Source organism: Halodesulfovibrio sp. MK-HDV (genome assembly GCF_009914765.1).
GTDB lineage: Bacteria > Desulfobacterota > Desulfovibrionia > Desulfovibrionales > Desulfovibrionaceae > Halodesulfovibrio.
The window spans coordinates 155,320-170,485 of the sequence record NZ_WYDS01000008.1; the positions used below are offsets into that span (position 1 = coordinate 155,320).

General features: G+C 42.6%; 9 protein-coding genes and 1 pseudogene. 2 read left to right on the top strand and 8 right to left on the bottom strand.

All coding sequences use genetic code 11. The annotated features are described in order from the left end of the window. The first annotated feature begins 12 nt into the window (after nt 1-12). Entirely contained in the window at nt 13-384 is a 372-nt protein-coding gene (locus MKHDV_RS08425) for a hypothetical protein (protein WP_160714228.1), read from the top strand. 77 nt (nt 385-461) lie between these two features. Here the strand turns inward: MKHDV_RS08425 and MKHDV_RS08430 are convergent, their stop codons facing one another. Beyond that, nucleotides 462-1,328 (bottom strand): GIY-YIG nuclease family protein, encoded by an 867-nt coding sequence (locus MKHDV_RS08430; RefSeq protein WP_160714266.1) that lies wholly within the window; start codon nt 1,326-1,328, stop codon nt 462-464. A gap of 130 nt (nt 1,329-1,458) precedes the next feature. Here MKHDV_RS08430 and MKHDV_RS08435 point away from each other — a divergent pair. Continuing rightward, nucleotides 1,459-1,734, top strand: a pseudogene (locus MKHDV_RS08435) (tyrosine-type recombinase/integrase); the annotation flags it as partial. A 213-nt stretch (nt 1,735-1,947) separates the two neighbouring features. Here MKHDV_RS08435 and brxL read toward each other — a convergent pair. Genes brxL through MKHDV_RS08470 form a run of 7 tightly spaced genes read right to left on the bottom strand, consistent with a single transcriptional unit; the run spans nt 1,948 to nt 14,786 of the window. Next, the gene (brxL, locus tag MKHDV_RS08440; RefSeq protein ID WP_160714230.1) at nt 1,948-3,993 is read right to left on the bottom strand and encodes a protease Lon-related BREX system protein BrxL; all 2,046 of its coding nucleotides are present in this window, start codon (nt 3,991-3,993) and stop codon (nt 1,948-1,950) included. Then, nucleotides 3,993-6,344, bottom strand: coding sequence for a BREX-1 system phosphatase PglZ type B (gene pglZ, locus MKHDV_RS08445; protein ID WP_160714232.1), 2,352 nt, complete (start codon nt 6,342-6,344; stop codon nt 3,993-3,995). Before pglZ ends, brxL begins: the two co-directional genes overlap by 1 nt. After that, entirely contained in the window at nt 6,341-9,778 is a 3,438-nt protein-coding gene (locus MKHDV_RS08450; RefSeq protein ID WP_160714234.1) for an Eco57I restriction-modification methylase domain-containing protein, read from the bottom strand. Before MKHDV_RS08450 ends, pglZ begins: the two co-directional genes overlap by 4 nt. Nucleotides 9,779-9,796: 18 nt before the next feature. After that, nucleotides 9,797-13,258, bottom strand: a complete 3,462-nt coding sequence (gene brxC / locus MKHDV_RS08455) for a BREX system P-loop protein BrxC (RefSeq protein ID WP_160714268.1) — start codon at nt 13,256-13,258, stop codon at nt 9,797-9,799. 14 nt (nt 13,259-13,272) lie between these two features. Beyond that, the gene (locus tag MKHDV_RS08460) at nt 13,273-13,824 is read right to left on the bottom strand and encodes a BREX protein BrxB domain-containing protein (protein ID WP_160714236.1); all 552 of its coding nucleotides are present in this window, start codon (nt 13,822-13,824) and stop codon (nt 13,273-13,275) included. Beyond that, on the bottom strand, nt 13,817-14,644 hold the full coding sequence (locus MKHDV_RS08465) for a hypothetical protein (RefSeq protein WP_254060435.1): 828 nt from the start codon (nt 14,642-14,644) through the stop codon (nt 13,817-13,819). Before MKHDV_RS08465 ends, MKHDV_RS08460 begins: the two co-directional genes overlap by 8 nt. Beyond that, the gene (locus MKHDV_RS08470; protein WP_160714238.1) at nt 14,613-14,786 is read right to left on the bottom strand and encodes a helix-turn-helix domain-containing protein; all 174 of its coding nucleotides are present in this window, start codon (nt 14,784-14,786) and stop codon (nt 14,613-14,615) included. The genes MKHDV_RS08465 and MKHDV_RS08470 overlap by 32 nt, the downstream gene beginning before the upstream one ends. Nucleotides 14,787-15,166: the final 380 nt, after the last annotated feature.

Genomic DNA, 15,166 nt, shown 5'->3' on the forward strand with positions numbered 1-15,166 from the left:
AACGTAAAAAGTATGGAACAGTCAGTTATTAAGCAGGCGGCAGACATCGTTATGGAGTTTCTTGGAGACGGAATAATGATTCCCTGCGGGCTAATTTTGATGATTTTTTCAGTAAATTTTATGTATATTTCTGCTAGCGGAATTAAAAAATTGGATGCTTATTTTGCTGATGGAAAAGACTATAAAGACACTTGGACCATTTCAGCAAATTTCCGCTTCTTTAAGTATTGTAGACAATATTTATTTAGGCGCTTGGGAATACCGAAAGGTGGGATGAGGCTTTGGATGCGATTTAATGTGCTCGGGTACATTCTTACAGGTGCTTTTCTTGTCGCTACAATTAGTTTGGCTTTTTGTTTGAAAATTTCTAGCTGGATGAGCTAGTAGAAAAAGCCCTCATATGAGGGCTTTTTCTTATGAGAAGACTAATTGTTGGCAGATGTGTATTACAGAGTGAGTGTTTAAGCAGTATTGTTTTCCTGCTCTTGAAGTTTTTTTAACGTTCTTCCATTTTTATCTCTCCACTCTGTCCTGCCGTTGGCTGATCTGCCTAAAACGACATCTGCGGCCATGCTGGGAGATTTGAAAATATAGTCTTGAGCGAACGTGAATTTGTTCGAATCTTCACGTATGACTGTTTTTGCTCGTAAATCTTTTCGAATGGTTCGCACACTGTCAGAAAGACTAGGCGTTTCTGTTAATGATGCTTCAGAACTGGCTGTTACAACAAACCCTTTTGAGGATTCGTATCCAGTTGCTTTCAAGCCTTTGCCGGATGCGTAGAGCATGGTGATGTTGTTTTTCTCTGTTTCATCCGGCTTATCAAAAATAGACAGCCCCACTAAGGGAACTATTCTTAGAACATCAATAAGAAAGCTTTCAACGTCTGCGGTGTCTGCTTTGGATAATGTTGGTCTGCTGGAGCCATTAGAGTTTGTAAGATTTGATTTCTTAGCCTCTTTTGCAAGCTGGAGTAAGCGGCTTTCAAGATATTTTACGTGAGCCTTGTTAAGGCTACCGTCTTTGGAAGCAAAGAATATTCCCCAGTCCCAGAAGTCTTTTTCTGCGTAGTGGCTATTTAGTCGGTTTAGAACGGGATCGCCTTCACCGATGTAGACGGCTGGCAAGCTACTTTCATTATCAATGCCGACCAGAATATATACGCCAGTTGAAGAAAATTCCTCTTCCTTCGATGCCGTTTTGTATCCGGTTCTTGTGAAGGCAACACCTACCCCCGTCCAGTTTGAACGTGAGATAATGCGTAATCCTTCCGGGTCACCGTCAGGGAGAAACATGTGGATGGAGAATGGCTGTTTTCCAGAAAGCATGGTGTTCCTTTCTATCTGCATAAAATGATTGGTAACTCGTTATTTCTTCATAGATATCTCCTGACTGCGTTATGCCAGAAAACTCTATTTTTGACTTGTGTCTTTTTAAGGGAAGCTTACGCATTCAGAAAGTGAATATGTATTTTATGGTCGTAAGAAAGGGCGGTTGCGCGAAGTGAAGTCTTTTAGAAGGATTTGTAGAGAAGCAGGGCTTCCAGAGTCTTTTCGTCCAATGCACGGCTTACGACATGTTTTTGCATCATCCCTCGCAAGCTCCGGTAAAGTAGACATGTTTGCGCTTCAGAAGTTGCTTACACACAAAACTCCTTCAATGGTGCTGCGATATGCTCACTTAAGAGATGACGCGTTGAAGAATGCTTCTGAGGTGATTGGGGAAGCTTTCTAGCTAAAGCACAACAGCTCGTCAGTGGAAACTGTCGGGCTGTTGTTTAAAAAAACTAATTATTAGTTTAAAAAAAAGGACATAAGGCGTGCTAGGATAATATTAAGCTGTAAGAGTTTCGACTTGATTTGATAGATTACTTTTGGTGGCATGCTATTTTTTAGTATGCCACCCACTTTGTTTATTAGAAGGTCGTGCGTCAGACTCAAGTAGTGTTTATTCTACAATTGCCTTCAATAGAGCGTCTCGTGCATCAGAGTAAAATTGAATATCAACTTTTGTGGCCATTTCATCTGAAAGGTCAAAGAGTTGCCTTCTGCAAGAAACAGGGATGAGTAGTGTGGTAGCCCCTTTTTCAACAGCTATTTCAGCAAGTGTTACTGGATTGTGAACAGATTCGATAGAACCACCAAGGTTTATTTCACCGACAATTATGAGTCCACCTTTGGCACTTTTCTTTAATAAAGATGTGCAGAGTGATATTAAAGAAGCCATGCCCAGCTTTGCCCCTGATTTGGAGGCGTCGAAAGCTCGAAGCTGGGTTGTGAATTCATGTTGCCTCGGGTCCTTGTCACCGACGAGTTGAGTAGACCGTGCATATAAATTTTGCTCAGCATATCCCATACTTTCTTTAAAAGATAACGGTACAGGTTTATTCAGTATTTTTACCCCAGAGCCAGGGCCTTCGTTGATCTCAATTCGGTAAAGGCCGGGGTGTTCGTCTGCTCCTCCGGGGGAAATAGTCCAAACTTGGCCTGGCTCTAACGGGTCGCTACCAATGCTATTGTCACTCTGCAGCTCGGGTGTTGACACAAATTTTTCAACACCATCAGTTCCCATTACGTAACTGAAATGAGTATTTCTAAATTCTGCTGCGCCAATTCTTTTCTGTTGTTCCTTTACTCTTCTTCGTGATTCCATAGCAAGATGTACTGCCCATTCAAGGTCCTCATCAGATACAGTACCGCCACTAGGGTAGAGAAGTTTGATCAGGCCACTAACGGTCTTGTTTACTGCGTTTGTATCGCGTCCAGAAAGAGCTCCACCAAAAAATACCCTGTTTTGGAGTACGCTCACTCGACTTTGATTTCTTAGTTGGGTCCAACATTCAGACAGAAAATCACTTACAAGACCAAAGTGATTTGTCAGAAGTTCTTTGCTTATTTTGGGAATGTCCCAACCAGGCAGAAAGGCATGAATACGATCCATAAATGCGGTATCATCTTTCATTTCAGGAGGCATTGGGCCGAAAAGGTGCCCAATTCGTTGTTGATGCTCAACATCAACATCAAAGTTACCTACTAAAACGATGCTACCATCAGCTCTAATACTTTCTTTGCCACGGCTAAACTCTCCAGATTCCATGTAACCTTTCATGATGTTGACGCCATCTTTTTGGTCAAAAGAGATACCAGAGACTTCATCAAAGCAGACCACATCGTACTGACAGACTAATCCACGCTGGCCTGTTGCATTATTCACAAACATTCTCGCAACGGTTGCCTTCCCGCCGGAAATCAGGTGAGCATATGGTGATACTTGTTGGAATAAGTGGCTTTTGCCTGTGCCCCTCGGTCCAAGTTCCATCACGTTATAATTTCGTTCAACAAATGGAACCATACGGAGCATAAAAGCATCGCGTTGACGTTCTGTTAGTTTTTGGGGTTCAACACCAATGGATCGCAGTAAAAAGTCTTTCCATTCTTCTGTACTGAATTTGTGCCGAGCTTCAGCTAGAGTGTCCAATACATTTCTTTTGGATAGTTGGATTTCGCGTAATGATTCAACACCAAATGGACGTCCTTTGCTTTCTTGTGCAATTGCAGCATCGTAACTAAGGGTTACTTCAGCATAAAAGCCACCGGTTAACATTCGCTCGTGTTGATTTACTAAATCAGAATTAATTCGTACGTCAGTTAGTTGTAAACTTGGTAGCGTTGCGATGTAAGAGTCGGTTCTTGCATCAAGACGAGCAGTGATGAGATCAATAATTTTTACTTCACCATTTTCTCTCGCTCTTGCTTTAAACAGCTCTTCTTCGCCAGCTTTTACTGTGCGCGATTTAAGCTGGCGCTCTACAATTTCAAGCCCTTCGTCTATTTCATCTTGATCTGTACTCGCACAGTATCGTCCGAGTAAAAATTCGACAACATATGTTGGAACAGGGAATTGGCGGCTAAATGTACGAACAAGATCTTTTCTAACCAAAAAACCTTCAAGAGAAGTTGCCGCTTTACTATCAAGAGCATCCGTTTCGAGCATTAGTTTTCTCCACCAATAATAGTTGGTAGCTGAGCAATAAGAGAATCATCGGAGCCTAGTAATACTACCATAGCTTTCTGCCCCTCTTTACTATCATCATCAATAACAACAGAGGCAGTTCCATTCTCTTTTAGTTTCTTTTTATTAAGAACAATGCTGGATTCTGCGTTTCCAGCTTCTTCTCTGATGTCCAAACGTAAATCCGTGAAATTGCCATCGACAGCAATTGTGAAGCGTAATCCTTTCCAACCAGAATCTGTAATTTCAACAGCAGGAGCTAGTTGTTTGTTTTTACCTGGGGTTACAATAAGTTTGAGAGTTAGGCATTCTTGTAAACTTAGTCCACCATGTGCGTATTCTTCCCCATGTTGGAAGCAGGCAATACCGTTTGCTAAAGCAACTTGGTGGTTGGGATTCCAATACCATTGATATAACCGTTCGTCAGTGGAGACCCCAGGTTTAATCGCTGCGTAGCGTTTTCCTTTACTCTCTGTAAGAGTTTTGGGTAAATCTATCTTGGGCAACCCTCCAGGAAGTAGTATCCAGCCATGGTCTGTAACGACTTGGACACGCTTCCAGCCCGCAGCCAATAACTCAGCGATTCGATCATGGATTTCAATAAGTATTGGATCAAGATGCTTGGCAAGCTTCCATCCTCGATGGTGCCCTTCGCTGTCAATGTCTCCTGTTTCACACCATGCATATTCATCATTTGATGAGTTATCTGAGATTGTTAGTGTTGCCCATCCTGCATTGTTGAGCAATTTTTTGAGGAGGCCGTTCCTTATTAAAGGCGACCCGGACTCTATAACATTAGGTACAAATTCAGGATTTGGTATTTCTCCCCGAATTTTTCCGTGTACTGGGGTAACTGCAGGTTTTCCTGTTGCAGTCATGCTAGGAAGAGCTGACCAAATAGGTTCCTCTAAAGTAGAAAAGCCTGTTTTATTAAGTTTGTCCTTCAAGCGCATAGCTGCATCAAAACGTAATCCGTCTACGAATAATACACAATCTCCAGGCGAGGTAGATAGAGGCTTTGCTGTGAGGTAAGTCCCTCCAGGGTAGTGCGATTGAGTTGTTATGTCTTGAAGATAACGAGCTGAATCTTCTAACCATGATAGATAACAGGATCGAATAGCAGTCTTGATTGCTTCAAAACTACTTATACTTTCCGTGTAAGCTAATGACCTTAGTACTGCGTCATCCACTTGCCAGCCGTAATTTGCGTATTTTGTAGCGAGTTCTTCGACAGTACCTGCAGCAAGGTTGATGGCAGTCTCTTTAGCTACCGATGCTAGATGCTCTAAGGCGCAAGCAAGCGGGGCTTCGTTCAACTCTGCCCAAATCAAAGAGCGTCTGTGTCCGTGTTGTTTTTCTAACTCTAAGATTTTTTTTCTAGCAAGGTGCGGTGGAAGCTTTGCAAGATTCATCATTTCTTGATGAAGATTTTTTTCTTGTTGCTCGTTCCATTGTGGCCATCCAGGGAATGGTCCGTCACTCATATGCCAAAGCATATTAGTGAGTGGAGGGGCGCATCTTCTAATTTGATGTGGAATGTTTTGATAGCGAATTGGGGCTTCGCAGTAACGGTCCCAAACAACACTCCACGGTCCATTGTGACTTGCAAGGTTAGTTGCAGCTGCCAGAAGTCCTTCACTTTGTGGATTAAAGGATAATTGAGAAACACAAATTTCTACGAATGCGTTCCATTCAAGTGTTCCTATTTCTTCTTTAATTGAGTCGCCTTGGTCAATCCATTGAAGTAGGTTGCGAGTAAAGTCTCCACCAGAGAGCAGGGCGTTGAAGTAATCTTGATCGAGGTATTTCCCTTTTAACGACGTAAGATCTTCATTGAGAAACTTTCGCATTGCAAGGCGCATTGCATTCTTGGTGTTAGCGTTTTGCGAGACATGTAAGCCTAGGCCGCCTTGGTCTGATTTTAGAAATGCTAAAATTGTCCAGTCCTTTGCGCTAACTTGTGACCAAATAATACCGCGGTACTGTAGTTCTGCTAGTGGTTTTATATTTTCAGGACAGCTTTCGATGGCTCTAAGATCTTGTCTGCCAACTCCCGGAAGGTAAAGGATCGGGGTTTGATTTTTTGTAAGATCAAGATCTTCAACACAATTAGCAATGGCACAGCGAAGCCAGATTGCAGGACCAGTTTTCTTTTCTGCTGTGTAATCGCCAAGACACATAAGCTCAGGGAGTTTCTCTTGAAGAGATGGAATAATGGACTCCCATTGACGTGACGGATCTGGCCACAAAATACACGCAGGTGCAACTTGCGCATCTGGATTGAATGTGGCTGTGTTGCGCAAGTTTTTAATAAGTTGGTCTACTACTTTCATTTGTTAGCCTTTCGAACGGCACTTTTTTCAGCTAATGAGAGGTGGTGATCGTTAATACGATCTCCTTTGAAGAGGTGATACCATGGGGCAGATTCCACATCTTTGCCTCTATCTTTGCCTCTATCTTTTCCCCATTTTATGTTTGGTTTGTCTCTTAGGACACCTGCACCTTTTTTCTTTACATCCTCTGCCGTCATAAATGGGCGGATGTTAAGACGCACGCCATCGTTAATGTCAGGATTCCATCCAACAGGCTGTTCTTCAAGTGATTTCCAGCGAATAAAAATGTCGTATGGTGCTTCACCTTCGAGAAGAAGTTCTAATTTTTTCTTAAGCGATTCTGCGGCAGCAAGACGGTCTTGTGCGCCATCGACGCCATTGGAGATATCTTGCTTCTGGCGAATAATCCAATCTCCAAGATATGTGTAAATAAGTGTTTCTAGGAGCTTATGGTTAAGTTTATGGTAATTGACTAAGGCCGCAAAGCCGTCTTGAAGTCCATCCCAAATATGCCAAATAAATGGGCGGTGCTGGAACAGCTTACAATGTTGTGTGAAAAATTTATCGCGCAGCCAAGTTTCTAATGATTTGCCAGTATGTCCAACTGTTGCAAGTAGGGTTGCAAGCGTATCTTTAGCCCAAGCATCACCATAGGCCGCAACTAATAAGTTATGTAGCCGATCGGCAGCAGACGCCTCGCCCCGCACGGGGGGGATGCAGACGATACCATCGTCGTCTGCATAAGTTAGCAAATCCTGGCATAGAGCTACACATCGATGTTGTTCTTGAGCTAGCTCCATGTCAGCGTCAAGTTCGGCTGGCCAGCGAAAGCCTAAGAGTTTAGCTATTGCAACTTGTAGCACTGTGTCATCGTGGCGCAATGTGTCATTGACAGTCCTCTTTGAATTCTCATTCCATATGGTAGACGCACAAGGATGCCCGTGAAATACCCATTGGGTTGGATCAGATGTAAATGGTTTGGGTAATCCTGCTGGATATTTTTGAGCTGCAGCTTGAGTCCAGTAATTGATGTCAAATGGGACTTTACCAAGAGTCGCATTAGTAACTTTTAGACTTTGGTCAATCTGCTTTATCTTGTTGGCATATTGTGAAGAGGAACAAAAACACCAGATTGCAGGCAGGAATTTTTCATCTTTAGGTAGCAACACCGCAATGTTTTGATGATATAAGCGGTTGCTATAATGATATGGAAAAATAGTGCCCATCCTATGGATTGCTATTCCATTTTTTCCTACAGCTTCTGTCCCTTGTATTCTTGCTCCTTTTGACTTGTGAAGTTCACCGGCTTTGTCCTCCCAACGAATCATCCACGATTGTCCCCCATATTCAGAATAACGTTCTGGTGTGCTTTGCAGTGGAGCCCAAAGAGGATTGTTCCATGGAATTTCCCAGAAGCTAACTAGGTAACGAGGGTCATCACCTGTTTGAATCCCAACAAGGCTGTTTACGTAGTTGTTGAGTAACGGAAACTTATCTTCGGTAGTGAAAGCTATCCTTGCATCAGGTTTTTTTAACTGGTCACGTTGGCACACACTGGTGATATTAGCATGTTGTAGCTGAAATATTTTTTCACTTATTGTTGGAGTTTCGGAAACATCTTGGCCGCAGAGCTGGTTAGTATTGTTTGTGTTTTGAAATAGTTCCTTGTGTTGTGTTTCATTGGTGTTGCTAGACAGGGTTATTAAAATTGCTTTAACAACTTCGCCACTGATTGTTTCAAAGGCTCCAGGGCCTAGGCGGGCAATTGAATGCAAGCAAGTATTATTGAGGATTTTTTTTCTAAATTTAGTGTAACTGCTCAAAAAAAGCCAACTTTGCGGTAGGACTATGCTGGATGTTCCTCCTTTTGTACATAATTCTACACAGCGCTCAAGAAAGACAGTTGCAAGATCTGCTTTTGCTGTGGGGTAATGCTGTTCACAGAAAGATTGTAATGCACTACACTGCTTAGATTTTTTGAGATAGGGAACATTTGTTATCACCCAATGATAACGTGATGTCAGTAGAGACGTTGCTTTTGTTACACCTTGTGCTACTACTGAAGTTTCAAAATGTTCATCTGTTTGTTCAAAAGCAAGTGTTTTTTTAAGAAGTTGGGATAATTCATCTATATTAACTAAATTTGTTGCGATACTGCGTGTTGGATTAAGTAAGCTCCCCAGTATTGGTGCTTGTTCGAATTCATCATACAGAAGATCGAGAGCATTTCTCAGTTTTGTTTGTGGTGCAGCAAGGGTTGTCCATTGTTCTTTGCTTGCACCAACAGAAAGACCAGAGCATGCAATGTTAAGTTCTGGTAACGGCCTATAGCCTCCTGCATTAGGATATTTCCAAGCAGCGAGTGCTAAGGCAAAGGCTGCTAGTTCTACGCAACGTTGATCAAGCTCAAGTCCGTGAAGGTTTTCTTTAAGTACTGCATCGGCAGCTCGTTGAGCTGATAGGTTTTCAACGTGCATGCGTATAGGAACCAGCATTAAAAAAAGAGCTACCAAGAAATGACCAGAACCACAGCAAGGATCAAGGGTTTTTAATTCGGTAAGCTGATTTGGCCAGCTCTCAAATGAATCTGACGCAGGAGTCCAAGAACTATCGTTCTGTTGGACAAAGCGTAGATATTCAAGCGGTACCCCAGGGATAGCAGCCTTTTGTCGTAATTCCTCTTCATTATTAGCAGTTTTAAGGTCAGCTTCACTCAGTTGTTTTGCTGCCCACCACGCTCCAAGAGAGTTATCTAACAAAAAAGATACCATGTATGGCTCAGTAAAGAGCTGAGTAACAGCAGGAAGTTCACGTGCTCCAATTTTTACTTCCGAGTCGTTAACTTGATCTTTCTTTTTTGCCTGCCAAAACTGGTAAACCCAACCTAGGCTATCAGAAGCCGTAAATACTTCTTGTGGCAGTTTGGCCACCAATTGCTCAAGTCTCTGCTGATATTCTGGTGGAAGAGTAAGCTGAACTATAGGGGATTCCAGGCGAAATATTTGCGGCAACATTTGAGCGGCGTAACGAGCAGCCAGTTCCCAGCCGGTTGCAGCATCTTCTTCGCTAGCAAGATCTTCACATTCTTCTAAGGTAATAGCGACTGGTTCGTCTGGATCAGGATACATTAGCAAGTCATTCTCAGCTAAGAAGCGTGCAAAGAGCATGCGGTGCCAGTGCTCATAAGCTACTTCTTCGAGAAGGCGAGTAGTCTCTTGACTACCTTTACTGTCTTTAGCATCCCCAAGTTGTCTTCCATGAACACGGAGTTTTCGGCGAAGTCTTCGATCTTGTTCGTCCAAGTGAGAAAACGGGGTAGGCGCACCAACCCCCAGTTGTTCAAGCGCGGCTCGGGCTGCATTTTCAGCGAGGTCACGTGCATTTTTTATAGTACGTTCAAGTTGATTTCGTAACGTTTTATCAAGCGGCTGCATGTATATATCCTTGAGTAGTTATCGAATAACAACAGGACCTTCTTTCAAGGCACCCATAAGTTTGTTTTTTACTTCTGCTAACCAGTTGTCGATTTGTTCTTCTGTTTTTAATGTGCAGCGCGGTAAGTTAACGAACTGAGCCTCTGGCTCACACAATTCTGCTGCTTTGCTTGCAACATTGTCGAATCGACTAGGCATCGCAGCAACTCGATCTGCAAAGCTTGTTAATGTGTATTTATCAAGAGTTGCTAAGATATCTTCTGTAGATTGAACGGCCACAGATGGTTGAGCTTTACCGTGCAGTGACTGTTCAGCTAAGATCGAATGGCGTTGTTCGGGCTCTAACTGTTGCCAGTTGATATCGTTATGAAGCCTTTCTATACCTTCTTCGTGAACCTTGCTGTATTCTTCATTGAGTTTGTTAAGCTTTTCTCTCAATAGTTGTGCTAGGTTGGCCGTAAGTGGTGCTATAAGGTCAGGATCTTCCAGAAGTTGACGATGCTCTTCGATCGTTTCAATTTGAGCTGAAATTACTTCGAATTCGTTAAGAGTTGAAGCATGAGCAGCTAATCTTTTTAAGATATTCCAAGCAGGGAAGCGCTTTTGAATTTTGCTGCCAATATTTGTCCAATCTTCAATATGTGTCTTGAGTTCATCACGCCGGTTGTACAGTGCAAGCAATTGTTCATTTCCGGAGGCCAATCTGATTTCATCAAGGAAAACTGTATCTGGGGCTACGGGTTTTGGTGCTTCCCCTCCAGCATTTTCTGCTAACTTTTTCATTTGTTGAATAAATTCTGGTATAGCAGCTAGTTCTTCCCTTTGTTTGGCTGTAATACCTTTTTTTTGTAACACCTTACGGATGTTAATGCGTTGAGCGGTTGTTATTGTAGTCGACTCGACCTTGAATGTTGTTTTACCAATAGATCTACGCTCAAGTTCTTTTGGATCTAGCGGGGTGCCGCGCTCGTCTTGTGCTTTCATGAGTCCAGCAATTAAAAGAACCTGCAGACTGCCATCAATAGCATCACGTGACCAACCGTGTGGTGCAGATTCAAAGTGGTCACGAATGATTGCTCCCTTTTTTCCTCCTGCGATGGTCGCAAGAATAGTTTTGCAAACGGCATGGTTTGTAGGCTCACCATCGTATCCTACTGCTGTAAGAGCATCTGGCACGCCTTTCTGCGCTCGAGCGTAGACTTTTTCCCACCCAGTGTGATCAGCAGTAGTAAATTGTGGATAGAGCCGTTGCAGAGCGTTTACGGATGCTTCGGTAACCATTTCTTGAAGGTTGTTACCAAAAATTTCATTTCCACCTCCCTGAAGAACTCGAGCACCAGAAAAAGAATCTCTCAATAGTTCATTGATTCTTCCTTCGGCAGTTTGCTTAATAGTCTCCATAGCAGCACGAGCTTCGGTTCCTTCAGGGGTGTTAGGAACACCACGAATATCAAGTGTGGCATTTGCGGCTTTGAAGTCGATTAAGTTGTGCCTTAGGTCATCAGCATTTCTTTTTGGAATGAATACAAAAACAGTTGGAGATTGGTTTCCCGCTTGCCTTGCATCGGCTCTAACGGAGTTTTCATCAGTGTCCCAACCATCTCGAACCCATAGATGAATTTTTTGAGACGCATCGTTAGGTAACTGAGGGTCAAAGGTTGGGTGTAAAGTTCTGCTCACTTTAGATTGACCTTGTGTGAGTGAAAGTTTTCGGACTAATTCGCCAAATTTTCTATGAAGGCGATCGTCTCGTTCTGTGTCGATACGATGAGACTCGTTGGAGAGTGCTGAGCGTTGGCTTAAGAATTCATCGTTCCATGCAGCGCTTTCTTCGGTTTGGATACGGTATTCATCTCCAATTTTATCGAGTAAGTCGTATTTTTTTGCCCCAGATAGTGTTTTTTCCTCAACAAGCCTCGCGAGAGAAGAACGAATTTTTGCACTACCGTCGTTTAAATTTTCTACAAGAAGATCGGCTAGGGTGTCGATAGTTGCACGGAGGCCAATTTCTTTGTTTTTGCTATTAAGTTTATTGATCAAAAAAACAAGAGCACAAGCGCGAGCCATAAGCCGCTCGTCTTCAGAACCTTTGCTCCAGCTCATGGTTTTTTCATGAACCTTTCGTGGTAGAATTCTTGTTTGAAGCAGTTTGTCAGCAGAGTCAAAATAGAGATAGTCTGCTGGAACAACATGGCCAAGTGGTTGATCCAGGTTAGTTTGAATAACCTTATGAATCATGCTGAGTTGGTTGCGAAGCTGGCTGTCTGTGCCCGTTTGATCAAGCACTCGAAGGGTGTTTTCCCAAAAACGACGGCGTACAGGCAAGATCGGATAATCCTGGGGGAAATATTGGATATCATCTTGTCTGTGCCCAATTGTGGAACCTGCTAGATGTCTGGAAATTTCACCTAGGTTTGTTTGCATGGTCTCTTTGATTGGACCAGTTGATTCGGGTTTCTTGGCTAAAATTACTTTACGGATAACAGCGTCAACATCTGCATCAGAGAGTTCTACACGAATGGTAAAACGACCTTCGAGTTTTTTTAGATTGCTTGTACCAGTAACAGCAGTCTGACCGGTACCGATGAATAACAGCTTTCCTCCAATATTTTTGGAGCACGCTTCAACAGCTTCTTGAACATCAATAGAGCGTTGACTGTCCTCGCCAATGTACTGCTGCACTTCGTCTAGTACGATGAGAGTCAGCGGAAACTTCCCATCTTTTATTAATGCTTTTTTAATTGTTCTTAGCATGTCATCGCTAGAAACGTCAGAAACATTCGGGTAAAGGTTGGCTAAAACTTCAGCACAAGAATTTTCTGATGAAAAGATATTAGGTTTTATTTGGGTCAACGCTTGGTGGAGCCCTTGGGCTACATAGAAGTTATCGAGTTCTTCGTTCCAATCGTAGTTATTTTGTTGAACAACTTCTTGAACCTGTTCATAAATGCCTTCTTTTTTAAGCCACATAACAAATCGAGCAGTGTGATATTGTTCTGGTAATCCTGCAGACTTGAAGATCAGTCGTAACAATGCAAGTCGGACACTGCCACTTGCACCTGCCCCAAGAGTCCCAGATGTAGCATGCAATCCGCCGTGACGTTTGCCTTCGGTGCTAAGTTCTTTGAGGTGATCACGAATGTGTTGAGGAAGATTCGCAATCCCACGTGCAGTTGCACCGTCTTCAAATACCGTGTCTACCCACAGAGCACGAAGCATTTTGACAAGGTGTGATTTACCAGACCCATAGAAGCCACTAACCCAAACCGCCGGTTGTTGAGCTTGTTGGATGTTCTTGAGGTATGTCTCTAAAATATGAGCTAAACCTTTTTCATACTGCCCATCACAGACAAAGGTTTCAAGTTCATACCGAAGTATCGCGAGTGCTTGGCTTGTTGTCTCGTCATTAACACTTGCCACACCTTGGTTGACAAGTTTTTGGCTAGCAGGATCAGTTTGGTAAAGGTCACGGTTATACATCATTGAGTCCTTATCTAAAATTCTTTGTCGGCTGTAATTGGCACGGCAAGGTAGTTCCAGCCATCATAACCGTCTAACAATCTGTAGTTGTTGTTTTCGTAACTTCCAGGAAAAAGAACTAAAAGCCGTCCTGTTATTAAGGGGGCAAGTTGATCAACAAGGTCTCTTACTTTTAGTAAGCCGAAAAGACCCCCCACCCCTTCAAGGGCGACAACTGTATTTGAGTTAATCTTGTTTTCTTCAATAAATGTTTCGAAGGTAGTTTTAATAAAGTCTAAATACCTTGGAAGGAGAGTAGGGAGAAGATCAGGCTTTTTGAAATAGCTTTCAGAATATCGCTGTGAGGAAAGCCACAGAGCAAAAGTGTCTGTTAAGTCAAATACAACCCATTCGTGTCCGGCCTGGTGGGTTACAAGTTCAAATTCTTCTTTTTTTGCACGAATCCCGCGTTCTTCTGTTTCGTTGTAAACACAGAAAATGACTCGCTGAGCTGCTGCGGTATCATTACGCCATGGTACAGAGATGAAATTGCTATAGGACTGGATAAGGCGTTTTACTTTACTCATTAATCAACTCCATAGTTTGCGCGTTAATGAGTTTAGGAAAGAGAACCTCAATTACATTGCCAGCATGTTTAAATATGATCCAACCTTTGAGCGATGCTTCTTTAGCTAGTTCTATAAGCCTATCCGTAGGACTATCCAGGAGTTTCATATATTCTGTATGAAAAAGAGCTTGTCCACGTGCACCTGTAAGATAGCTAATGAACAGTGCATATGAAACACTTCCAGCCGTAGGTACTGGTTTGGTTCGAATCTTTTTTATCCTTCCTTTAAAGTGACCAGACTTAGTCCATGTAGAATTTATATTCTGGGCTGTAGATTTCAAGGTTGCTTTGCTAAACCGCCCAGGCTCTTTAGAGTCAATGAATTCCTCTAAAGATTCTCTCGTAACATGCGTTCCCTCGGGCGTTTCAAGAATAAATGGTGCTGTAGCTCGAAAGATGGAGTCTCGAGCATATGAACAAAGCAACGCGATGAGCTGTTGGCCTTGAGGATCTCGATTCCAGAAAAAGAGTAAAGCATTGAACAGCGTATTGGATGGGTTAAGTGAGTAAAGGTCGACAAGATGGCGGTAGGTCAATGTCCGGGTTTTCCCAGAGCGTTTTCTTAGACAGTTAATGTCGACAATGGCTTGTTGATATTCACTTTTTTCAGCTTCAGGTTTAGATATGAATGCTAATAATTCACTTAGCTCGTCAAGCATCATCGTGCGTGCAGTATGTGCGCCGCCTCGTTCAAAACTGAATCCAAGTTGTGTTAAATTTTTTTGTTCAGCTATTGTTATCATTTCGTTAAATTGCTCCACCTTTTCGAACCCACTCATCTACTTCGTCTTTTTTAAATTTCCAAAGTCTTCCAATTTTGTGGGCTGGCATGCCTTTCTCACTTATCCATTTATAAATCGTATCTCGCTTTACGCCGAGATAAATTCCAATTTCGTCAACAGATAGCCATCTATCTTCCATGGTTTGCTCCATGTGGACTGGCGTCAAAATGTTTTTATAGGGGCCACGGGAGAAACTTCAAGGAAGCTTCACCAATATATAATTTGAATGGAAGCGATGATTTATAGATAGCAGTTCAAAAGTCAAGATTTCTTTCCGGTTTTAACCGGTTTTGTCCGGTTTTGTCCCTATAACGGGGGGCACGGTTAATATAATTTGCTGATGCGTTTTCGTTGAAGGCTTAAAAGCACTGATTGCAGTTGAATAGGAAAAGGCACTTTTGAAGTTCTTTTTCCTGCCTGCTACGAAGCATTTTCCTGTGATTCTTTTATGATTGCTCTAAGCTTCGACAGGTGGTCAATTGCAAAGTCAATCGTATAAATTTCATTGTCTAAGACGAT